Below are 20,934 nucleotides of genomic sequence, written 5' to 3'. Positions count from 1 at the left end.
AGAGGCCACAGAGAATAGCATGAACTCCCGGTAAGGAAAACGGTTGCGTATGCATGGTCAGGCGTCTTTTGTCTCATCGGTATCTGATGAAACTCGCTGGTTGTGGGCTTTGGTCGCGCTGGCGAAAAAGGTAAAAACCAGCACCAGTCCCCAGGGCAGCATAAGAATACTCATAATCAGCATGTATATTTGCACGAAGCGGTCATCATGGGGACGCGTGCAGAGCAGATAAATCGCGTAAAAATAGAGGATCCAGAGTAAAACCGCGATTCCCACTACGCTGAGCGAACCGAGATAGATAAACGCCAGACCGAAAAAACTTACCGTAATCGGGGCGATGATGGCGATAACCATTCCCCAAATCAGGGGCTGACTCCACTTTTGCATGCTCGTTCCTTGAGAGTGATTTGGCTGAAAACTAACCTGGCGGTTAAGCGTAAAGACAGCAATTCTGTTGCCAGGAGGGGCTTTTTCAGAATTGTGCTTGCAGGGCGCTAGAAAGGGAAATGAATCAGCTCGACGTCTTCTGGCGTGACTTTGACCATTGAACCTTCGCTATGCCACGCGCCAAGAACCACGCGATAAGCGGTCTGGTCGTTGGCTTGTAGCTGATGAACGGCAGGACGGTGCGTATGCCCGTGAATCAGCCACTGGACGTGATGCTTCTCCATGACGTCAATCACTGCCTGCGGGTTCACGTCCATGATTTCCATCGACTTGCTGCTGTTGGCGGCTTTGCTGTTGGCGCGCATTTTGGCGGCAATACGGCGGCGGATAAACAGCGGCAGGGCCAGAAACAGGCGCTGGATCCAGGGGGAATGAACCTTGGCGCGAAACGCCAGATAGCCAGCGTCGTCGGTGCAAAGGGTATCGCCGTGCATAATCAGCACCTTGCGCCCGTAGAGATCGAGAAGCTGCTCTTCCGGCAGCAGAGTCATCGCGCTTTGGCGGGCAAATCGCTTGCCGACGAGAAAATCGCGGTTGCCGTGGATGAAGTAGCAGGGGACGCCGGAGTCGGTTAATGCTTTGATCGCTGAGGCAATTTGCTGATGCAGCGGGTTCGGATCGTCATCACCGATCCACGCTTCAAACAGGTCCCCAAGAATATACAGGGCGTCTGCCTTGCGGGCTTCACCCTGTAAAAAGTGCAGAAAACCGGCGGTAATCGCCGGTTCTTCCGTTTGCAGATGCAAATCCGCAATAAAAAGTGTCGCCACGAATTACTCGCTGACGGTGACGCTTTTGATCACAACATCTTCTTTCGGCACATCCTGGTGCATGCCGCTGCGGCCAGTGGAGACCGATTTGATTTTGTCGACCACGTCCATACCTTCAACCACTTCTGCGAATACGCAGTAGCCCCAACCCTGCAGGCTTTCGCCAGAGAAGTTCAGGAAGTCGTTATCGGCGACGTTGATGAAGAACTGCGCGGTGGCGGAGTGAGGGGCCTGAGTACGAGCCATTGCCAGGGTACCACGGGTGTTTTTCAGACCGTTGTTCGCTTCGTTCTGAATCGGGGATTTGGTGGTTTTCTGATTCATGCCGGGTTCAAAACCGCCGCCCTGAATCATAAAGCCGTTGATAACACGGTGGAAAATGGTGTTGTCGTAGAAACCTTCACGACAGTAGTCCAGGAAGTTTTTAACTGTTTCCGGCGCCTTGTCGTCAAACGTCTTGATTACGATATCGCCATGATTGGTGTGGAAAGTTACCATTTTTGCATCCTGTTCCGATGATTGTGGTGCCTGCACCCGGAGTCGGGTGAGATATAGGGGGCTGTTATAGCATAACCTCGGGGTTGGATCACCTTGCAATGTGTGCTGCTTCGGGGTTGAATTAAGGTTAGAATACGCGACTTATACCCACACACGTTTACACGGAATCTTCGATGTTAAAAATTTTTAATACACTAACGCGCCAAAAAGAAGAATTTAAACCTATCCATGCCGGGGAAGTTGGCATGTACGTGTGTGGTATTACCGTTTACGACCTCTGTCATATCGGCCATGGCCGTACGTTTGTCTCATTCGACGTGGTTTCCCGCTACCTGCGCTTTCTCGGCTTCAAGCTGAAGTATGTGCGCAACATCACCGACATTGACGACAAAATCATTAAGCGTGCTAATGAAAACGGTGAAAGCTTCGTTGCGCTGGTGGATCGTATGATTGCCGAGATGCACAAAGATTTCGACGCGCTGAATATCCTGCGCCCGGATCAGGAACCACGTGCAACTCACCATATTGCCGAGATTATTGAGATCACCGAACAGCTGATCGCCAAGGGCCACGCCTACGTTGCCGACAACGGCGACGTGATGTTCGACGTGCCGACCGACCCGAACTACGGCCAGCTGTCGCGCCAGGATCTCGACCAGCTGCAGGCCGGTGCGCGCGTTGATGTGGTTGACGTCAAGCATAACCCGATGGACTTTGTGCTGTGGAAGATGTCGAAAGAGGGCGAGCCGAGTTGGCCGTCGCCATGGGGCGCGGGCCGTCCAGGCTGGCACATTGAATGTTCAGCGATGAACTGCAAACAGCTGGGCAACCATTTTGATATTCACGGTGGCGGTTCGGATCTGATGTTCCCGCACCATGAAAACGAAATCGCCCAGTCCACCTGTGCCCACGACGGCGAGTACGTTAATTACTGGATGCACTCCGGAATGGTGATGGTTGACCGCGAGAAGATGTCAAAATCGCTGGGCAACTTCTTTACCGTGCGCGATGTGCTCAAGTACTACGACGCGGAGACCATTCGCTACTTTCTGATGTCCGGCCACTATCGTAGCCAACTGAACTATAGCGAAGAGAACCTCAAACAGGCGCGCTCAGCGCTGGAGCGCCTGTACACCGCGCTGCGCGGGACCGACAAAACCGCAGAGCCTGCCGGTGGCGAGGCGTTTGAGGCGCGCTTTATCGAAGCGATGGACGACGATTTCAACACTCCGGAAGCCTATTCCGTACTGTTCGATATGGCGCGTGAAGTGAACCGCCTGAAGAGCGAAGATGCCGCCGCAGCCAACGCAATGGCCGCGCATATGCGTAAGCTCTCTTCGGTTCTGGGCCTGCTGGAGCAGGAGCCGGATGCCTTCCTGCAAAGTGGTGCGCAGGCGGACGACGGAGAGGTGGCTGAAATTGAGTCTTTGATCCAACAGCGTCTGGATGCGCGTAAAGCGAAAGACTGGGCGGCGGCGGATGCTGCGCGTGACCGTCTCAACGAGATGGGCATTGTGCTGGAAGATGGCCCGCAGGGCACTACCTGGCGGCGTAAGTAATCTCTTATTGAAGTTAAGGCCGCTTTACTGCGGCCTTATCATTTATAATAAACCCCGATAAGCACAAATTCTCTGAATTCAATTCCTTACAGTTTTTTTCCGGCTTCTGTATGCCCACAAACACAGCGTCAGAGCGGCTCCCGGCAGCCAGACCCACTGTAGTTCTGAAATAATAACCTGATGGCCGGATGGCGTAGTGTATTGCGCTAAGGCAAAAGGAGCGACTTTGATGACCTGCCAGGGCGCAAAAAAACGCTCATCCAGCCAAGGCCACAGCCAGCCTACGCCTTTCCCTCCTGTGGTAACTGAATCCAGCAGGCTATGCGATAACAGCGAAACCGTTAGAAAGAGCCAACTACGCACAAGGCCGACGCGGAACCACCGCTGCGCGACCAGCACGCACAGCAGAGGAACAATAAACGCAAACAGTAGGGAATGCGTAAAACCGCGATGGCCGAAGACATTGCCGTAGGCGATGCCGAACTTGAATGACAGCACATCGGCATCCGGCAACATGGCAAGTATGACGCCAGTCAGCAACAGACGTGGCGGGATAATACGCAGCCCCAGCCCGGCTCCAAGGCACAAAGGCACGGCGGCGTGGGTGATGATGGTAGGCATATCCCGTTATCCTGAGTAAATAATTGCCATTATCGCCTTTACACCTGGTAAAGACATTCCCTCCAGATTCTGATTTTGGGCAAATGAATGGATTACCGCACTGATTTTCTGCGTTGCGACTATTCCTGTTCGAACATTAACGCGCTAGCGTGAAGCTAAATATCATAAGGGAGAAGATGTATGCAGAAGGTGGCGCTGGTTACCGGGGGCAGTAAAGGCATTGGTTATGCGGCGGCGAAAGCGCTGTATCAGATGGGCTATGGGGTTATTGTTGTGGCGCGTAACGAGCAGCAGCTTATCGAGTGCGCTCAGGGGCTGGACGCGGAGCGGTTTATTCCGATTGCCGCAGACGTCACTGACCCGCGGCAGGTTGAGGCGCTTTTTCAGCGTGTCCGCGAGCAGTTTGGTCGTCTGGATCTGTTGTTTAACAATGCGGGTAATAACAGCCCGGCAAAATCAATTGAAGAGATCCCATTTGAGGAGTGGCAGCGGGTGTTCAATCTTAACGTACACGCCAGTTTCCTCTGCGCCAAAGAAGCTATCAAGATAATGAAACAGCAGCAGCCGATGGGCGGACGCATTATAAACAACGCTTCCATCTCGGCGACTACACCACGCCTGTATAGTGCTCCGTATACCGCCTCGAAGCATGCGATTACCGGGCTGACGAAATCTATCGCGCTTGACTGTCGGCAGTACAATATCGCCTGCGGGCAGATTAACGTCGGTAACGCCGAGACGCAGCTCTCTGCGCGGATGCGTAAAGGCGTTTATCAGGCTGACGGCACGATTGCGCCAGAGGCGATGATGGACGTGGCCGACGTTGCGGCGGCGATCCAGATGATTGCGGCGTTGCCGCCAACGACGAATGTGCTTGAGCTGACGATTATGGCTAACGAGATGCCTTTCGTCGGGCGGGGATAAAATTCAGGCGCCGGTTGTGGCGCCTGTGCTCTTTACTCGGTAACGGTAATGCTCTGACCTTCAAAGCTGACCGTTTGACCGGCGACGATTTTGCAGCGTTTGCGGGTTTCGACCGCGCCGTCGACTTTGACCAGACCGTCGGCAATGGCGATTTTCGCCTGTGCGCCGCTTTCGCTCCAGCCTTCCAGCTTCAGCAGGTCGCAGAGTTCAACGTGCGGGTGTTTGCCTAAAGAAAAATTCGCCATCTCAGGCCTCCTGAATATCGTGATACTCTTCGCACGCTTGCAGCGTGTTCTGAATAAGGGTGGCGACGGTCATCGGGCCGACGCCGCCGGGAACCGGCGTGATGTAAGACGCGCGCGCGGCGGCATCTTCATAGACCACATCGCCAACCACTTTGCCGCTTTCCAGGCGGTTAATGCCGACATCGACGACGATTGCGCCTTCTTTAATCCACTCGCCTGGAATAAAGCCCGGCTTGCCGACTGCGACGATCAGCAGGTCGGCATTTTCGACGTGGTGACGCAGGTTTTTGGTAAAGCGATGGGTGACGGTGGTAGTGCAACCCGCCAGCAGCAGCTCCATACTCATCGGGCGTCCGACAATATTGGATGCGCCAATGACCACCGCGTTCAGGCCGTAGGTATCGATGTTGTAACGTTCAAGCAGCGTGACGATACCGCGCGGGGTGCACGGACGCAGGCGCGGCGCGCGCTGGCACAGGCGACCCACGTTATACGGGTGGAAACCGTCGACGTCTTTGTCCGGCGAAATGCGCTCGAGAACTTTTACATTATCAATACCGGCGGGCAGCGGCAGCTGGACCAGAATACCGTCAATAGCGTTATCGGCATTCAGCGTGTCGATAAGTTCCAGCAGCTCCGCTTCGCTGGTGGTTTCTGGGAGATCGTACGAGCGGGAGACGAAGCCTACCTCTTCACACGCTTTGCGCTTGCTGCCGACATAAATCTGCGAGGCCGGGTTGCTGCCGACCAGCACGACGGCTAGCCCTGGCGCGCGCTTTCCTGCCTCAACGCGAGCCTTCACTTTTTCCGCAACCTCAGAGCGTACCTGCTGCGCAATCGTTTTACCGTCAATAATTTTTGCTGCCATCAGAGAGAGGATTCCATCTGTATCTTTACGAAAGGGGGATGACGATATTTTGTCAGAAGCCAGCCCCGCTGTCAGTCTTCGTTTGAGATTTTATCTTTCTTTAGTCATCGTCAGGCAAGATATACGGATAGATTTGCTTAATTTTCAGGCAAAGCGAGTAATGGTTGCCGTCAACTCCATTTCTTTCACCGGAGGTGAGATAAAATAGCCCTGAAAGTGGTTAACTCCCATCTTTAATAATGAATTGAGTTTCTTCTGGCTGTCTATGCCTTCGGCAATGCATTGACTGCCTGTGAGCTTACTATAGTAAATCAGGCTCTTAATTAACGCGCTAGCATGCGGGTCGTGCTGGAAATCGTCAATGATGCTTTTATCCAGTTTGTAGTCGCTGAACTGAACAGCCCTGACCGGAAAGATGACGCTGCTTTGCGAAAAACAATCATCCAGCATAATGCGAAAACCTTGCTCTTTGAGTCGTGCTAGATACTTTCCGCTTTGCGCGTACGGATTAAAGTCTATCGTTTCGGAAAATTCCAGTACCAGCTTTTCCGTCCAATCAGAACGACGCAGTTGGCGACGAGCCGCCATCACCATTTGCACCAGACTGGAGCTACTCGCAATGCAGGGGGGAACATTGATGGAGAAATAATAGCGACCTGCGCAGGTGTTTATATGCTGCACGGCTTCCTTTAGGACCGATGCGGTCAGCAGCAGCCAAGCGTAGTAAGTACGTATTTGCGGCAGGAATTCGCCTGGAGAGAGAATTAGACCATCCCGATACCAGCGTACCAGAATTTCAAACCCTTGCAGGCGCATTTGTCCATCGACGATCGGTTGAAACACTGGATAGACCTGACGGCAGTGGATGGCCTGGATGAATTCGCGTTCTAGAGCGGAAAGGCTTGCGCTGGCTTCTTCTGTTTGCCATTTTTGCCGTGCGCCGGGGATGTTTGCCGCTAGTAGGGGAATATGTTTGGCCATCTTTCTCAATCCCGATTTTCTTTGGCAATAAAGGGTCTTGTTACTGCGGCTTTTGACCTGGGACTGACGGTTTATGCTGTACCCGCCAAAAAGATCTGTCAGCACTGATACCTCTTTTAGCGTCAGGCCGCTTTTCTTATGTCCCCATACCTGTTCTTCCATCATCGCTTGTTGCTCCAGACAGAGGCATTCGTGATATCCGCCGTGCAGCAGAGTAGCTAACTGGCTGCAGGGAAGGTCGGAGCTGATGGCCCGGATGCCGACAAGCTTTTGAGGATGAGTGACTAATTTTTGTAAGGTTTGCCATAGCCAGGCCGCAGAGACGCGGCTCAGAATCAGCATTGATATCGGCTCGCAGGTGCGGTTGAGCAGCAGGGCGGTCTCCTGCAACGTTGTTAGCAACCAGTACGGATTATCAGGAAGATAGACCACCACTCTTTTAATCATCCCGGTGCTGGGAATAGACGGCATATTTTCCGACTGAGGATGTAGAACGGTTATTTGCTGACACTCTACACTCATCAACCCGACCAGGCCTTCAGCGGTCATGGTACAGGGGGACAAAATATAGTCCATCTGGCCGTAGAGGTCGAAATCAGGGCTATTGATAGACAAAGGTCACCCCAATAATCGATTGCACATTGCCTGCGCTAACCTGTCCGTTGGTGCGGGCGTATTGGGCGCTTAGCCCCAGATCCACTGGCGAGGTGCCGACTATGCCCATTGCTACCGTGTCGTTCGCTGCTAAGCTGCTGCCTTTACGCGTAATTTGTACCCCAACCCCCTGCGCAGGTTGCGTGCTGGCGGTATTGGTAAAGATGATATTGCCAGAGTCCTCCGTTGCTCCTGAAAGATAGAAGCCCAGGTTTTGGTTTTGCGCGCAGCGTACCGTTAATGGGATTGGCGTGGAACCAGGGTAATCAGGCAGCATCACTGTGACATCGCGGGCGGAAACATCGCAACCGCCGGTGGGTACAACCACATCATTGTTAGAGTAGATATTCCACACGAACTGGAAATCATCGGCATCTTTGTTATTGGTCTGATGCAGGATCAGGACCGCAATAAGCGAACCAGCGCTAATAGCCACGCCGCCTGCGGTGCTCACCGGCGTCAGATAAAGAATGGCAGGCCACGGTTTATCTGTTTTGGAGTTATAAATCACCCGTGAGGTTTCGCTGGTGGTCGGAAATGGGTAAGTGGTGCCGTTATATTTTACGGTTCCAGTAAAGTTTTTCAGGACGCCGCCATAGGCTGACCCGCGCTGTAGGGTGACGTAATCGGTAATCGACGTTGGATAATCGTTATGACAAAAAATCTGCGTCGAGAGATCAACTACCAGGTTCTGCCCAACGTTGACCGCCGGGGCCATGGTGACGTAAACATTTGCCGAACCGCCACCGATAGGAATCGCCACGCCAGCAGCAGTCTGGCAGGCAAAGGACCAGGCGTTAAACGAGCAGCCCAGAAGTAATAACGTGATAAAAAAACTACTGACTTTCTTCATTTTTCCTCCGGTGTCAGGCCCAGGTGTAAGTGACATTAATGACGGCCTGAATCGTTCCCTGCGTTACGCCGCCGTTCACCGACAACGCTCTGACCTGTAACGGAAAGCGTGTTGACTGGGTTACGTCATCTATACGCATCGTTTTGCTCGAACCGTTGTTTAGCGTTTTGCCGTCATTATCCTGTAGTTCTAGTTGGATATTGGTGGCGGTACCCTGGTTCTGGTAATAGCCGGTGCTATCGGCGGTGCCACTAAAGCTTGCAGTCACTCGTGAGGTGCCTACCGGGCAGTTAGTCAGATTGAGGTTCACGTCGTGCCACTCGGAAGCAGCGCCTGCCGAGACCATATTGAAGGTGTAGAGATCCTCCAGGGTGACGTTCTCGGTGGTGGTCGTGATAGTGCAGGGTTTTGCTATCACCTTGCCCTTCACGGTGATGGTAACGTCCGCCGCCTGTGCCACAGAAACGGTAGCTGCCAGCAGTCCCGCGGCTAACCCGCGGGAATAAATCCATTTCATGTCAGCCTCCAGTTATTGAAATTCAAGGGTGAATGTCGCCATGGCGTTAACCTGCCCGGCGGTCACCGGGACGCGGGTGGACATGAGGCGAGCATGGAAATTCAGCGTATTGGTCTGCCCTGGCGTCAGAGGGATCCAGGCAAGCGATGCCGAGCTGGCGTTGAGTGGCAAAGCTACGCGCTTACTGTTAAGGATTTGTACGCCAATACCGGCGGCAGTTGACGGACCGGCAAACAGCTTCAGCAGGTCGGGATTATCGTTATCGGCCTGACCGTTAAAGCCAACTTTTACCGCCGTTACCGCGCCACCGCAGGGGGAGAGCACTATGTTGAAAGGGACCGGGGGTGTCGTCGCGCCCACAATATGAAACTGCTTATCTGCTTCGCTGCCCATGACCACGGTAAACTCTTTCGACTCTGCTGCCACCGCACAGCCGTTGTCACGGACGTATCCGCTAATGGAGATTGTGCTGTCTGCCGCGAAGGCCAGACTGGCGTAGCCATAGAGCAGGAGGACGCAGAGATAGCGTTGGGTTGTCATCATGATTGTTTCCTCAGTGACAAGTGAGCGTCAGTTGGCTTAGCGCCTGCTGTTGGCTCTCTTTTGGCAGGTGATAATCCGCCATGCAGTTTGCGCCAGCGCCGTCGCCCCACTTCGCCAGGACCTGGCCTGTCAGCGGCATTCCGCTGAGATAAACCTGACCGTTATCCGCAACGATGCTGCTACTGCGGTTGCTCTCAGAAGTGACTATTGCGCCGAAGGGCAGTGGTCTGCCGTTGCGCATCAGCGTTAACAACAGCTTCATTCCCACCTGTGCGCGAAATTCCGCTCGCACGATGGCCCCGTGGGTCGGCACTACGCTTGCCACGGCTTCATTCAGGTCTACGTTATCTGCCAGCGAGTTGGTATCCAGTGCCACCCGGTTTTCACGATATTCCGTGGCGTAGGGGATGACGGCATATCCTCGCCAGTCGGTGGTCACGCCGGTTTGGTTTTCAACTTTGACATTGTTCGCGCCCGGCGCTTTAATCAGGACCGTGGTGTCGTTCAGCGGTTGGCTGAAGGTGATGCCGTTAGCATGCGCCAGCACGCCGCCGCTTATGCCGTAGTAAAGCTGCCTGAACCCATCGCTACGGCTGTAACCAAGATTGGCGTTGCCGTAGCCGCCGCGATAGTTAAGGGCCGTATAGCCGGTGCCGCCGCTGGATCCCATGCCGCCGCCTGCGTATCCGGTCTGCATGCTGTAACTTAGGTTGTTGTCTTCAAGCAGCGTACCGTACAAGCCCGCGAGATTGCTCATTCGTCCGTTGAGATCTTGCGACATGCTGTAGCTGGCGCTCGCGTGCCGCCAGACGGATCGGCTGTCAGAGCGTATCCAGTGGCTGAATGGAATATTGACGTTGAGGGCCAGTATTTGGTCCCGCCCCTCCATCCAGGCATTCCTGGTCAGGCTATAGCTCAGGGTCAAGTTGATATCGTCAACCACGCCATTCAAACCGGTCTGGAGCTGTTGGTCCGCGCTGCCAGTGCCCCAGTAAGTCTGATGGCTGCCGCTCAGATAGAGCGTCGCCGTTCGGCCCAGTTGTTGGGTGATGCTGACTTGAGCCTTGCCGCGCTTATTCCATGCGAGGTTGTAGTAGTCGGTAAATTTGGGTTTCATCTCGATAATCCCGTCTTGGGTATCAATGTTGTAACCACTCATCCGGTTATAGGTCGTATCGGCGAAGTTAAAATAGCCGCGCGTTGAGTAGCGATAGCCGACAAGCTGAAAATTGGTTCCCGTTTCGGTTAGTGATTTGTTGTAGAGAAAACGCAGAGATTGCCCCTGATGTTCGCTGTCGTCAGCAAGCTTTGCGTTGGCCTGGGTGATATCCAGCGATAGCGCGCCGAAATCGCCCATGTTTTTGCCAAAACCGAGGTTGAAGGCGCGATAGCGGTCCGCTAGTTGGGTGCCACCATACAGCGTCCATCCGTCAGGAAAACCGCGTAATACACTGCTTTGGAAGAACTTTGGTTTTTGCTGCTGCCCATTACCGCTGCGATATTCCCCGACCGTCATGGCATAACGTGTATGACCTTCACGCTGTAAAACCGGCACCGACGACCAGGGGACGCTATAGACCTGGCTGCTGCCATCGGTTTCTTTAATGGTGACCTGTAGGTCACCGCCATTGCCCGCAGAGTAGAGATCGCTAATGGTAAACGGGCCTGGTGGCACTGTACTTTGATAGATTTCGTAGCCGTTTTGTTTGACCGAAACTTGTGCCGTGCCGCGGGCGATACCGTGAATGACAGGCGCAAAACCTTTCTGGCTGTCCGGGAGCATATTGTCATCGGAAGCTAGCTGTGCGCCGCGGAAGTTAATGCCGTCGAAAATATCGCCATCGGTAAAGCCATCGCCGAGCGTCATCCGCGAGCGTAGCGGCGTGATATCGCGCTCAAGCCAGGTGTTGACGTGTTGCCACTTATTTTCATGACTGGAGGAATCGTCACCGCCGCTATAGCTCCAGTTAGTGTTGTCGCGCAGACGCCATGCGCCAATGTTCAGCCCACTTTGTAGATTCAGCCAGGCGTAGTGGCTGGTGTCGCCGGTCGCGGTACGCACATTGTTTCCAGTCAGGCTGTAATTGAGCAGGGCTGCGTTAATCCCATCATCCCAAAGTTCAGGAGGGATATATCCGCGTGCGCGATTACCCATAAATGCCTGCGGGATCGTCAGGTAAAGGCGCTGCTGGCCGACATCAAAGCGTGTGGTCGCCTCTTTTATCATAGCGACAAGCGGTACGCAGGCATCAACCTCCAGAGCGTTCATTTTGGCCACTGCGGCTGGATTGACTCCCATACTCGCCAACTGTCCACGAGTCAGGCAGGGCGCCAGCCCGATGGTATTTTCTGCCACATTAAATTCGACATCGCGTGTGGTCATAAAACCATCATTCAGATATATATCGACGCGATATAAACCGGGCGGCACTTCCTGACCTTTTTCAAACCCAGATAAATCAGCAACGGATGACGGATCGTCGGATAAAAAGCGTGGGTTAAAGTAGAGTTCCCCCCGCGCGGAAAAAGTTTGCGCGGCAATCAGCAGAGCAAGCGGTATCTGGATAAAAAGGTGTCCCGGTCGCAGACGATGGCCTGTGGTGATCCGGGAGCCGAAATGGCGCGATCCATTTTTCAGATGTGACATGGTCCCTCCGGCTCGAAGTCGTCCGGCGATAATTTCTGATGCGTTAATTCAGCGGTTGTGCGGTGAAAAGCGTCCTGCTGAGGCTATTGCGCGAGGCCTTGCATTCTTGCCGTCAAAGCGCCGTAATCATTGATAGTCCGGTAAGTAATTGTGCTACCAGCGTCAGGCGGAAGCGAAACCGATGCTTCGCCCATTGGTGGTACTAGCGCGTTTTCCAGCACCCGTGTACCGGCATTTAATTCAGTTACCGTCAGGTAATACGGGGTCGGGTTGCTGAGCGTCAGGCTGGAGGCGCTGCGGCGAAAGCGCAGCTTTTCCGGGGCTTGATCGGGAGGAAAAGCCAGTTTCGTCGGTCGGTAGTAGAGCTTGATGCGGCTAATAATCGCCAACTGGAGCGTGTTATCTTTGAGCTTCGCTTTATCCATTGAAGGAATCGCTTTCACGTTGATCCAGAACAGGCTTTCGCGATCTTTCGGCAGCAGATTGTTGGTCGCATCAATAATGCGCAGCGTGTTCTCTTTCTTGCCCTGCATGGCGAACAGCGGCGGGGTAATAACAAAGCGGCTCTCTTTCTGCCCGTCGTTGTTTTCTACCCAGGATTGAATCAGATAGGTGCTGTTTTCGGCATTGTTGGTTACCGGTAGTTGAACCTGTTTCTGCCCGGCAGGGTAGATAACGCGGGTTGTACCCAGCGCGACACCGGCTTCGGCGCGAAGCGCGGCTATCATTAGTAAACCCGCCAGTAGGCAGCGAGCCATCACGGTGGTCTTTTTCACGTATTCCTCTTTATTAATCAACGTCATTTCCTGTCCCTACGTGTTGGCTATGTCTTATTGGTAGGTCAAGGTGAATCCAGCCTGAGCGTTAGCGATGCCCCCGGTGACCTGCCGGCCAGTAGCACGATATTTGGCGACAAAATGCAGTGTTACCGGCCCGTTATACAGTGGCGTCCAGGCGAGTGGTGGGCTATTGAGCGGGATTTGACGATCCTCCTCGTCGAATAGCGCAACGCCGATGCCGCTAGCGATGCCTGGGCCTTCGCCAACCGACAGTACGTCCGAATTTTTACCGTCAGCCACGCCGAGAAAAGCGATACCGACGCGCTGGCTGACTGCCGTTGTGCAATCCTGTAAATGAATATCAAAAGAGACGGGATTGGTATCTTCCCCTGCCGCGTGCAGGCGGTTGCTGCTGATGCGTCCCATGTTGACTGTCATCTGCTGGTCTCCAGTCTCTACGCGGCAGGATTCGGCAATAATGACACCCTGAAAGCGCATATTTCCTTCCGGCAAGGTGATATCCCAGCGGTTGGAGGCTAGCGCGAGCGATGGCAGCAGAAACATCAACAGCCCTGATTTCATCCCTTGCATCGTAGTTACCTTAAGCACGTTAAAGAAGGTGGGCCGTCCTGGCCCTTAACGCTTCCCTGCAACTCTTTGGAATTACTCGTATTGAACTTTGAAAGTGGCGTCAGCGTTGGCGGTACCGGCCGTTGCTGTGCCAGTGGCGTAGTAACGAGCCTGGAACGGGATGATATTGGTGCCATCGATCAACGTTACAGCGGAGCTGAAGGATGTGCCATCAAGCGCCAGCGGGGTGCCGGTTTTATCGAGGATCTGTACGCCGACATTGGATGCACCACCTGCGGCAGAGCTTTGCAGAGCCAGAACGTTGGCATTAGTGCTGTTGATCGCTGTACCGGCGAATGCGACGGAAGCTTTGGTTGCGACGCTGGTGTCACAATCGTTTAGCTGGATGTTGAAGCCAACGGCGGTGCTGGTGCTGCCTGCGCTGGCGAGTTTAGCTGTGCGCACCTGGCCCATTTGTACCGTTTGCTCTACTGAATCGGCGTCGACTGCGCAGGCGGCGTTGACCACTTCCCCTTTAAAATGCACTGTGCCGCCGTTGACCGCGGTGGTATCTGCATAAGCTGCCGCTGAACTCAGGGACATGGCTGACAGTACAGCAATCGCCAGGGTTTTGATTTTCATACAATGTTCCTTTTTATTTAGATAGAGATATTACGAATCGAATAGATGGTCGTCCTGGCCTCCAGGGTTTCTCTATTTAGAGAATGATCCGGTCGCCGAACCTGCACATTTTCATCCTATTCAACGTCACTATTTAGCGTGGGTTAGGATGTATTCGGCACAGTGCTTTGCCGATATATAATGTCGCTCCCTTGGTGATTAATTAATTCCATCACAATCATTAGAATTTGACTGTGGAAAGCAGTTTTTCTAAAAGTGGTGAACATCATTAAAATTGAGTTTTGTTTTCTATTTTTCACGATTTTTTCCTTGCTGAAAATATGCAGATGATTCCTTTACTCTCCTATCCCAATGGCGGCATAAGAAACTGAATTAGTCACTTGCGTTATTACTAATTTAAGAGCGGGCAAGTTGTAGTAGCACTTTCATATGCAACAAAATGTACCTGCTAAGCGTGTGGTGTTACCACTCATGTATTTATGAGATTAATGAATTATTTATTTGTATGATGATTTTAAGGTTGTGATTTTGTTGTGATTTATGAAGTTTTTTAGAAAACCTGACAATTATTTTAAGAAAGTAAATGTTTATTTTATTTGAGTGGAGTTATCGATTTTAATATAATCCATATCAATTAGTCAGTTGAGAAAGAAAGCTTTTGCAGCGACACATTTTGCTGCTGTGTGACCGTGCCTGACATTATCTTATCGGAGGTGGTTTGAGTGGCTGTACTTTATATTATAAATGAATCGCTTATATATGATTCTGAGGCACACCTTATTAGCTATGTTGACGGGGATAAAATGGTGTCATTGCCTATCCCTGCTAGTAACTGTTTTAAAATATTGCTTGAAAATCAGGGCGAAATCATCACTCAGGAAGCATTGTTAACGCGGGTCTGGAATGAGCGGGGTATGAATGTTAATGCGAATACATTGCATCAAAACATCTCATTGTTGAGAAAGGCGTTAGCGCGAATAGACGGTGGCAGGGAAGTGATCAAAACGATCCCCAAGCGTGGATTTACTATCCCTTCCAGTATCGCCATCGAACGCAAGGAGAGCATTATAGATGCTAAGGAAGAACTTCATGAGATTTTAGAAATAAATCACACTGTAGTTGAAGTGAATAAAAATCATGTAGAAAAGAGTGTTGATGGTAAAAAAAAAGGGCTGATTGTTTTTTATGCCATAGGGATTTTTTCTCTAATGCTCCTGGGATTGTATTTTTTCATTTCGCCGCAGAAGGATTACTTTTCTTCTTACGTAGAAAGCAATCCCGTTGATAAGTGCCGGATTTTTGCCAACGTTACCACTGATGATGACGGTGTTTTTGAGAATTTAATCAGTAAGTCAGCGGTAGATTGTCGTACCGATCGCTGGGTTTATATCACCGGAAATCATGTGGCTGAATATCCGTCATTAATTGCCTGTCGTAATAGGTCCGGTTCAGGCGCCTATGCAAAGTGTCAATCATTTTATTTTTTAAATTGATAGGTTAGTGAACCATGTGGAAGTTGAATGACAATGTTAGCTATGTTATGGCGTTTAGTTCTTTGATTATATTGATTATTTGTGTTTATCTCATTAGTCATTTCAGGTCGCAGGCGGAAGCCATAGCCTGTGATGCGAACCTGAGTATTCTTGATAAAGACCGTACCATTGATTTTCATATGAATATCTCTTTTGACAATGGGGATGGGTTTATCACTATCGCCGGCCGTGATTCGGCAAGCGATGCCATATTGAGAATACGCAAGACTTTTAGCTATCTGATGAAAAAGAATAACGTTATGGTTATGTATAATGACGCCAGCATTATGAATTACAGTAACGGCGAGGAGTTCGGCTACTTTAAAAAGTATCTACCGGCATTTTTCTTTTCAACCCGGCCTGAGCAAAAAATGTTGACCAGAGTGATCAGGGTTAGAGACGATACGCTAGTTTTCATGATTGTCGATACACCGCTGTTTGTGTGCGAAGTGAAACGATGATCGATGAACTGACGCTTGTGCAGGCGCTTTAGCGGCTTTACGCAAGCCGTAGCAGTCTTGCAGACTTTACGTGCTGTAAAAGTCTGAATTGTATGCAATTTGAGCGTGTGAGATGGGTAATTCAATAAGTTAGCCGCACAACCGCAGTTTCACGGCAAAATACATTGACTCGTCAGGCGTGCACCGTATAATTCTCGGCGATTGCACATCATGAAGTTCTCACTTCTCAGTGCGCCCTTAGCTCAGTTGGATAGAGCAACGGCCTTCTAAGCCGTAGGTCACAGGTTCGAGCCCTGTAGGGCGTACCATTTTCAAGTCAACACACCTCTACTGAATTCTCTTTTTATCCTTTATACTCCCTGATATTACTGGATTTTTCTGTCACGAGTTCTATCGAAGTCAACTCAGTTCTACCTAAATCAAGTGGTAGCTGGGGGCCTTTGAGGGGGCTCATCTCGTTCAATGGAAATTAGGGGCCCCATATGCCACTAAATGCACGACAGATAGACACTGCAAAACCAAAGGAGAAGGAATACAAACTTACTGATGGTGGTGGGTTGTATTTGCTGGTAAAACCTAACGGCGCAAAGTATTGGCGTTTGAAGTACCGATTTTTTGGGAAAGAGAAAAAGCTTTCTATCGGTGTTTACCCAGATATCTCTTTGGCTGATGCTCGCCTGAAGCGAGAAGAAGCACGGAAGGTTATTGCTTTGGGTGGTGACCCAGGAGAAGAAAAGAAAGCAGAAAAATTGGCTAAAAAAGCCAGTGTTGAAAATACCTTCAAAGCGATTGCGCTGGAATGGCATGAATACAAGCGTCCTAACTGGTCGAAAGGCTACGCTGAAGATCTGATGGAAGCGTTTGAGAACGATATTTTTCCTGATATCGGTAAACGACCCATTGCTGAGATTACGCCGCTAGAAGTGCTCAATTCGCTCCGTAAATTAGAAAAGCGAGGCGTCCTCGATAAGTTGCGTAAAATTCGTCAGGCCTGCAATCAGGTGTTTCGCTATGCCATTGTCACTGGCAGGGCTGAAACAAACCCAGCCTCTGAACTAGCCAGCGCACTGACTGCGCCTAAGTCTACCAATTATCCCCACCTGCTAGCTGGTGAATTACCTGATTTCTTACAAGCTCTTGCTGCGTATTCAGGTAGCCCGATAACTCGGCTTGCCACACGCATTTTGATGCTGACTGGCGTTCGCACTATCGAGCTTCGTCAGGCAGAGTGGAAGGAGTTTGATTTCGGTAAGCGAGTGTGGGAGGTGCCAGTAGAAAGGATGAAGATGCGCCGCCCGCATTTGGTCCCCTTATCTGATCAAGTTGTGGCGTCACTTCGTGAAATTCAGGCAGTTACTGGTCGTTACAATCTGGTTTTCCCTGGTCGTAACGACATCACAAAACCAATGAGTGAAGCGAGCATCAATCAAGTACTAAAAAGAGTTGGTTATCACGGAAGGGCTACCGGGCATGGTTTCAGGCATACGATGAGTACGATCTTGCACGAAAAGGGCTATAACACGGCGTGGATCGAGTTACAGCTTGCACATGTTGATAAGAACACTATCCGTGGTACTTACAACCATGCTCAATATCTAGAGCAGCGTAGGGAGATGTTGCAGTGGTATGCAAATTATATTGACTCTTTAGCAAACAGGACTGTGATGCAAGGAGTGTTTGATAAAACAGCGTGAAAACCCAATTGATTATTTAATTACTAAATAACCATTAACGATAAAATTACCTATGAGAAGGCATCCGTTCAGTAACGTTCGGATGCCTTTTTGCTTTTAACAACTATAAATCAGGAGAATAAGAAATGACTACGATATGCCCGGAATGTGGTTCTGACCGTGTAAGTGAACGTAATATTGGGAGGAAGGCAGGAAGTATTGCTGGAGGTGTGGCTGGAGCCCTTAGTGGAGCAAGCTCGGGGGCTGCAATTGGCTCTGTTGTGCCAGTTCTGGGGACTGCGACCGGGGCTGTTATTGGTGCTGTTTTAGGGAGGTTTGTGGCTGGTGCAACTGCGGGAGCGGTTACCGGCTCAGCCCTTGATGGACTCCTGTTTGACAGATATGAGTGTGGCGATTGTGGTCATACCTTTGACTAGAAGGTTATGAGAAATGTCATATCCTTATGTTTTTAATGAATAAAAAATACCCACTATTTGCCTCATCAATTTTAATACACAACACCCCCCACCTAAACTGATCTGCAAAAACGATCGATATCATTATAATGATAGTTATAAGCTATCAAATTAATTAAATTGATCGTTTATACAGATAGATTGTACAGATCAATTATTGAAATTCGATCGGTAATAACAATTTTACCTGCACTCATAACCTCCCTATCTTAGAGAGGATTTAATTAGAATCAGGCCAGGATTCTTACCGGGTGACAATAAGGAGATGCACCATGCGCCTATAGCAAGGATGTTTCAATGCGGCAGATATAAGTCTGCCCATCTATTCAACATGTTTACCGGACAAAGTGACGGCATTAAACCACCACTTCAGTCATTTATTGCTATTTTTCAAGGAGCCAACGATGGCATTTATTCTTTTACTTTTGTGGATCGGAGCATCGATAGTTATTGGTAAATTAGCTCAGGCCAGTGGCCGTTCGTTCTTCATATGGTTTGTTATCAGTATGCTTATAGACCCCATATTTGGTGCTATTCTTTTTGCTGTAGTCGTGAGGTCAAAATGAAACCAGAAAGAATTAAGAGGCTTTTTAAAGCCTATCTTGGCTTTGGCGCTTTATTCATGTTGCTTGTCTGTATAGGGATTGTTGTTTTGTTAGGTCAATAAGGGAAATGATTACGTATTTTAATAATTATTTTATATTTACCGCCATACTCTCCTCCTGTTCAATACTCTTGAAGTATACCAGTTTAACGTTCTCTGTAATATTTCGGCTATTATGTAAAGATAAGGAATTATCATGATAAACTATTATGAATATCTTGAGCTGGATATGAATGCCAGCGTTGATGAATTAAACCATGCGATACAAAAAGTAAGTGAGCGTGATGATGCAGATTTAAAATTCATCCGTGAAATGAAATCAATTTTGTTAAACGATGAAGCCAGGGTACTGTATAATAATAAATTGATTTCTTTTATTGTTGGCGATCGTAAACAGTCTGATTTGGTAAGCGCTGAGAGTATCCGTAAATTATTAAATATAGACAACTCGTCGTTACATGAAAAATATATCTGGATTGCAACGGGATTGTTTTTTATCGGCGTTTTATCCGCATGTTTGTTTAGTTTAGCTGTCAACTATACGGTTAATCTGTTCGTTATGATTGCCCTGATTATCTTGTTCTATATGGACTGGAAGCTACTGGATAAACATGGTAAGGCAAGTTTTTCAAAATGGTGGATTCTTTTTTCGCCAGTTTATATTGCTAAACGTTGTAAAGCCGTTGGCCAGGGGAAAATGCTGTTGCTGGTCTGGCTTGGGATCTGGATTGTATATGGCATCGGGAACTTTGCGTTCAACGGAAGCAAAGCGATGCTGGAACGTACAGCATGCGAGGTGGTAACGGATATCTATCATAAACAGTTACGTCAATACTCACAGCAATGTGAGAACGTAACGTTAACTGAAAGTGAAGGGAAACAGCACTATGGATTTGCTCAACTTAGTGATGGTACAACTAAAGATATTACCGTGACAGAACAATCAGATGGTAAGATTGTTGTATATATTGAATAGGCATTTTTGATGCAAAGCGCTTACCTTTGGGGTAAGCGCTTTTTATATATTATTTATTTTTAGAGAAAAATAGCATGGAATTTTTAAAGAAGCTGGAATATATGATAACCTTAGGGTTAATTTCCATCTCCTGTTCAGTAATGGCATCACCTTATGGAGGTTTAGATGTCTTGTTCGGGTGTATAATAAAAGGAAAAACTACTAGAGAGGTGGCTGTGTTAAGGAATAATAATAAGGTCACTTATTTATTTGGTAAATCGGACATTACCGGAGGTGGCGGAGTTATTCCTGAAATTACTCTGGTAAAAAATGTGAGCCAGTTAAGTCAGTCATGGAATTACAGTAGGGCTGAAGGCGTGTCGATACATACATTAAATATACCTGAGAATGATTATACTTACTCTGTTTCCTATATCGATGATGGAAAAAATACTGATGGGGAAATAACTGTTTTAAAACAGGGGAAAGAAATCAGTACGATAAAATGCGATGACGTCTGGGAGCAACATTTGGGTGACAGCAATATGATGCATGGTATCCCCGATGAGTCAGATTGATGTATCTGGTTTGTACCAGTTCACATGAATGTGAACTGGTACAAAAGATAGAAAGATTGACCTTGTCGGTAAATAATCCTTTATAACTTCTCTAAATAAGCGTTCCAAATAGTAGATCACTTTAGGGGAACTCAGCCCGGATTGTGCGATCTGATCAATCGCCAAAAAGAAACAAACCACCAACCGGACTGAGCGATGCCGATCATAGCACCCCATCCCCCGCGCTGAACGACGCCTGATGCAGAAAACTATCCATAAAACGCGTGACAAAAATCATGCACGCAGACTCACTGCTCTGCTGATGTTGCACTGGGGCGATCGTGTCAGTGACGTAGCCAGAACACTCTGTTGCGCCTGTTCATCCGTCGGCCGCTGGATTAACTGGTTCACGCTGTCGGGAGTTGAAGGCCTGAAATCATTGTATAGGGAATTGCTTTAATTGATAAAGGAAACCAGCACTGAATTCGCCTCCACTGATCATTCAACTTGACATATTCTAATGAAGGCCAGTCACATCATTTCAAAACGCTGAGTAAG

22 protein-coding genes, 1 tRNA gene and 1 pseudogene are annotated in these 20,934 nt (G+C 49.6%); 10 read left to right on the top strand and 14 right to left on the bottom strand.

Features of this window, described 5'->3' with window-relative positions; all coding sequences use genetic code 11:
- Positions 1-57: 57 nt before the first annotated feature.
- The 3 genes from FN082_RS24860 to ppiB all read right to left on the bottom strand — a co-directional run bounded on the left by FN082_RS24860 (position 58) and on the right by ppiB (position 1,715).
- Positions 58-387 carry a hypothetical protein gene (locus tag FN082_RS24860; protein ID WP_139541419.1) on the bottom strand — a complete coding sequence of 110 codons (330 nt, stop codon included), beginning with the start codon at positions 385-387 and terminating at the stop codon, positions 58-60.
- A 107-nt stretch (positions 388-494) separates the two neighbouring features.
- Entirely contained in the window at positions 495-1,217 is a 723-nt protein-coding gene (gene lpxH / locus FN082_RS24855) for a UDP-2,3-diacylglucosamine diphosphatase (RefSeq protein ID WP_142982570.1), read from the bottom strand.
- 3 nt (positions 1,218-1,220) lie between these two features.
- Positions 1,221-1,715 (bottom strand): peptidylprolyl isomerase B, encoded by a 495-nt coding sequence (ppiB, locus tag FN082_RS24850; RefSeq protein ID WP_112215399.1) that lies wholly within the window; start codon positions 1,713-1,715, stop codon positions 1,221-1,223.
- Positions 1,716-1,888: 173 nt separating this feature from the next.
- Between ppiB and cysS the strand changes: the two genes are divergently transcribed.
- Positions 1,889-3,274, top strand: coding sequence for a cysteine--tRNA ligase (cysS, locus tag FN082_RS24845; RefSeq protein WP_142982569.1), 1,386 nt, complete (start codon positions 1,889-1,891; stop codon positions 3,272-3,274).
- A gap of 78 nt (positions 3,275-3,352) precedes the next feature.
- On the opposite strand, the gene FN082_RS24840 is transcribed toward cysS, so the two are convergent.
- Positions 3,353-3,895, bottom strand: a complete 543-nt coding sequence (locus tag FN082_RS24840) for a metal-dependent hydrolase (protein ID WP_142982568.1) — start codon at positions 3,893-3,895, stop codon at positions 3,353-3,355.
- Between the two features lie 180 nt (positions 3,896-4,075).
- Here FN082_RS24840 and FN082_RS24835 point away from each other — a divergent pair, with 180 nt between their 5' ends.
- Positions 4,076-4,819, top strand: coding sequence for an SDR family oxidoreductase (locus FN082_RS24835; RefSeq protein WP_139541423.1), 744 nt, complete (start codon positions 4,076-4,078; stop codon positions 4,817-4,819).
- A 32-nt stretch (positions 4,820-4,851) separates the two neighbouring features.
- Here FN082_RS24835 and ybcJ read toward each other — a convergent pair whose 3' ends face one another.
- From ybcJ to fimA, 10 genes are all read right to left on the bottom strand, one after another.
- Positions 4,852-5,064: a ribosome-associated protein YbcJ gene (gene ybcJ / locus FN082_RS24830; protein WP_110273138.1), complete on the bottom strand. Its 213-nt coding sequence runs from the start codon at positions 5,062-5,064 to the stop codon at positions 4,852-4,854.
- A gap of 1 nt (position 5,065) precedes the next feature.
- A complete protein-coding gene (gene folD / locus FN082_RS24825) occupies positions 5,066-5,932 on the bottom strand; it encodes a bifunctional methylenetetrahydrofolate dehydrogenase/methenyltetrahydrofolate cyclohydrolase FolD (protein WP_139541424.1) in 867 nt (288 codons plus the stop codon).
- A 144-nt stretch (positions 5,933-6,076) separates the two neighbouring features.
- Entirely contained in the window at positions 6,077-7,528 is a 1,452-nt protein-coding gene (locus tag FN082_RS24820) for an EAL domain-containing protein (protein WP_142982567.1), read from the bottom strand.
- Entirely contained in the window at positions 7,515-8,420 is a 906-nt protein-coding gene (locus FN082_RS24815; protein WP_139541426.1) for a fimbrial protein, read from the bottom strand. Before FN082_RS24815 ends, FN082_RS24820 begins: the two co-directional genes overlap by 14 nt.
- 13 nt (positions 8,421-8,433) lie before the next feature.
- Positions 8,434-8,937, bottom strand: coding sequence for a type 1 fimbrial minor subunit FimG (gene fimG / locus FN082_RS24810; RefSeq protein ID WP_139541427.1), 504 nt, complete (start codon positions 8,935-8,937; stop codon positions 8,434-8,436).
- A gap of 12 nt (positions 8,938-8,949) precedes the next feature.
- On the bottom strand, positions 8,950-9,477 hold the full coding sequence (gene fimF, locus FN082_RS24805) for a type 1 fimbrial adaptor subunit FimF (RefSeq protein WP_371336525.1): 528 nt from the start codon (positions 9,475-9,477) through the stop codon (positions 8,950-8,952).
- A gap of 13 nt (positions 9,478-9,490) precedes the next feature.
- Positions 9,491-12,127 carry a fimbrial biogenesis usher protein gene (locus FN082_RS24800; protein WP_139541429.1) on the bottom strand — a complete coding sequence of 879 codons (2,637 nt, stop codon included), beginning with the start codon at positions 12,125-12,127 and terminating at the stop codon, positions 9,491-9,493.
- An 83-nt stretch (positions 12,128-12,210) separates the two neighbouring features.
- Positions 12,211-12,930, bottom strand: coding sequence for a fimbria/pilus periplasmic chaperone (locus tag FN082_RS24795; protein ID WP_139541430.1), 720 nt, complete (start codon positions 12,928-12,930; stop codon positions 12,211-12,213).
- 27 nt (positions 12,931-12,957) lie between these two features.
- On the bottom strand, positions 12,958-13,497 hold the full coding sequence (fimI, locus tag FN082_RS24790) for a type 1 fimbrial minor subunit FimI (protein ID WP_139541431.1): 540 nt from the start codon (positions 13,495-13,497) through the stop codon (positions 12,958-12,960).
- Between the two features lie 72 nt (positions 13,498-13,569).
- On the bottom strand, positions 13,570-14,118 hold the full coding sequence (gene fimA / locus FN082_RS24785) for a type 1 fimbrial major subunit FimA (protein WP_139541432.1): 549 nt from the start codon (positions 14,116-14,118) through the stop codon (positions 13,570-13,572).
- A gap of 722 nt (positions 14,119-14,840) precedes the next feature.
- Between fimA and FN082_RS24780 the strand changes: the two genes are divergently transcribed.
- The 8 genes and pseudogenes from FN082_RS24780 to FN082_RS24745 form a co-directional block, all read left to right on the top strand.
- Positions 14,841-15,611 carry a winged helix-turn-helix domain-containing protein gene (locus FN082_RS24780; RefSeq protein WP_139541433.1) on the top strand — a complete coding sequence of 257 codons (771 nt, stop codon included), beginning with the start codon at positions 14,841-14,843 and terminating at the stop codon, positions 15,609-15,611.
- Between the two features lie 14 nt (positions 15,612-15,625).
- Positions 15,626-16,111, top strand: a complete 486-nt coding sequence (locus tag FN082_RS24775; protein ID WP_139541434.1) for a hypothetical protein — start codon at positions 15,626-15,628, stop codon at positions 16,109-16,111.
- A 231-nt stretch (positions 16,112-16,342) separates the two neighbouring features.
- Positions 16,343-16,419: transfer RNA gene (locus FN082_RS24770), tRNA-Arg, on the top strand.
- 174 nt (positions 16,420-16,593) lie between these two features.
- Positions 16,594-17,805 (top strand): tyrosine-type recombinase/integrase, encoded by a 1,212-nt coding sequence (locus tag FN082_RS24765; RefSeq protein ID WP_065806339.1) that lies wholly within the window; start codon positions 16,594-16,596, stop codon positions 17,803-17,805.
- A gap of 859 nt (positions 17,806-18,664) precedes the next feature.
- Positions 18,665-18,826, top strand: coding sequence for a hypothetical protein (locus tag FN082_RS30035; protein ID WP_040216727.1), 162 nt, complete (start codon positions 18,665-18,667; stop codon positions 18,824-18,826).
- A gap of 234 nt (positions 18,827-19,060) precedes the next feature.
- Positions 19,061-19,840: a hypothetical protein gene (locus FN082_RS24755; RefSeq protein WP_142982565.1), complete on the top strand. Its 780-nt coding sequence runs from the start codon at positions 19,061-19,063 to the stop codon at positions 19,838-19,840.
- 74 nt (positions 19,841-19,914) lie between these two features.
- On the top strand, positions 19,915-20,397 hold the full coding sequence (locus FN082_RS24750; protein WP_142982564.1) for a hypothetical protein: 483 nt from the start codon (positions 19,915-19,917) through the stop codon (positions 20,395-20,397).
- A 195-nt stretch (positions 20,398-20,592) separates the two neighbouring features.
- Positions 20,593-20,818: pseudogene (locus tag FN082_RS24745) on the top strand (helix-turn-helix domain-containing protein); the annotation flags it as partial.
- Positions 20,819-20,934: the final 116 nt, after the last annotated feature.

This window comes from Klebsiella spallanzanii (assembly GCF_902158555.1).
Taxonomy (GTDB): Bacteria; Pseudomonadota; Gammaproteobacteria; order Enterobacterales; family Enterobacteriaceae; genus Klebsiella; species Klebsiella spallanzanii.
The sequence above is the reverse complement of the archived record's forward strand: the minus strand, read 5'-3'. Positions and strand labels throughout refer to the sequence as shown.

What these genes read in the sequence shown, in the direction of transcription:
- fimI (WP_139541431.1), bottom strand. Translation starts at nt 13,497, where the DNA reads ATGCAAGGGATGAAATCAGGGCTGTTGATGTTTCTGCTGCCATCGCTC.
- FN082_RS24750 (WP_142982564.1), top strand. Translation starts at nt 19,915, where the DNA reads ATGGAATTTTTAAAGAAGCTGGAATATATGATAACCTTAGGGTTAATT.
- cysS (WP_142982569.1), top strand. Translation starts at nt 1,889, where the DNA reads ATGTTAAAAATTTTTAATACACTAACGCGCCAAAAAGAAGAATTTAAA.
- FN082_RS24795 (WP_139541430.1), bottom strand. Translation starts at nt 12,930, where the DNA reads ATGACGTTGATTAATAAAGAGGAATACGTGAAAAAGACCACCGTGATG.
- fimG (WP_139541427.1), bottom strand. Translation starts at nt 8,937, where the DNA reads ATGAAATGGATTTATTCCCGCGGGTTAGCCGCGGGACTGCTGGCAGCT.
- ybcJ (WP_110273138.1), bottom strand. Translation starts at nt 5,064, where the DNA reads ATGGCGAATTTTTCTTTAGGCAAACACCCGCACGTTGAACTCTGCGAC.
- FN082_RS30035 (WP_040216727.1), top strand. Translation starts at nt 18,665, where the DNA reads ATGGCATTTATTCTTTTACTTTTGTGGATCGGAGCATCGATAGTTATT.
- FN082_RS24860 (WP_139541419.1), bottom strand. Translation starts at nt 387, where the DNA reads ATGCAAAAGTGGAGTCAGCCCCTGATTTGGGGAATGGTTATCGCCATC.
- FN082_RS24775 (WP_139541434.1), top strand. Translation starts at nt 15,626, where the DNA reads ATGTGGAAGTTGAATGACAATGTTAGCTATGTTATGGCGTTTAGTTCT.
- FN082_RS24755 (WP_142982565.1), top strand. Translation starts at nt 19,061, where the DNA reads ATGATAAACTATTATGAATATCTTGAGCTGGATATGAATGCCAGCGTT.
- FN082_RS24815 (WP_139541426.1), bottom strand. Translation starts at nt 8,420, where the DNA reads ATGAAGAAAGTCAGTAGTTTTTTTATCACGTTATTACTTCTGGGCTGC.
- fimF (WP_371336525.1), bottom strand. Translation starts at nt 9,477, where the DNA reads ATGACAACCCAACGCTATCTCTGCGTCCTCCTGCTCTATGGCTACGCC.
- FN082_RS24800 (WP_139541429.1), bottom strand. Translation starts at nt 12,127, where the DNA reads ATGTCACATCTGAAAAATGGATCGCGCCATTTCGGCTCCCGGATCACC.
- fimA (WP_139541432.1), bottom strand. Translation starts at nt 14,118, where the DNA reads ATGAAAATCAAAACCCTGGCGATTGCTGTACTGTCAGCCATGTCCCTG.
- FN082_RS24835 (WP_139541423.1), top strand. Translation starts at nt 4,076, where the DNA reads ATGCAGAAGGTGGCGCTGGTTACCGGGGGCAGTAAAGGCATTGGTTAT.
- folD (WP_139541424.1), bottom strand. Translation starts at nt 5,932, where the DNA reads ATGGCAGCAAAAATTATTGACGGTAAAACGATTGCGCAGCAGGTACGC.
- FN082_RS24840 (WP_142982568.1), bottom strand. Translation starts at nt 3,895, where the DNA reads ATGCCTACCATCATCACCCACGCCGCCGTGCCTTTGTGCCTTGGAGCC.
- FN082_RS24765 (WP_065806339.1), top strand. Translation starts at nt 16,594, where the DNA reads ATGCCACTAAATGCACGACAGATAGACACTGCAAAACCAAAGGAGAAG.
- ppiB (WP_112215399.1), bottom strand. Translation starts at nt 1,715, where the DNA reads ATGGTAACTTTCCACACCAATCATGGCGATATCGTAATCAAGACGTTT.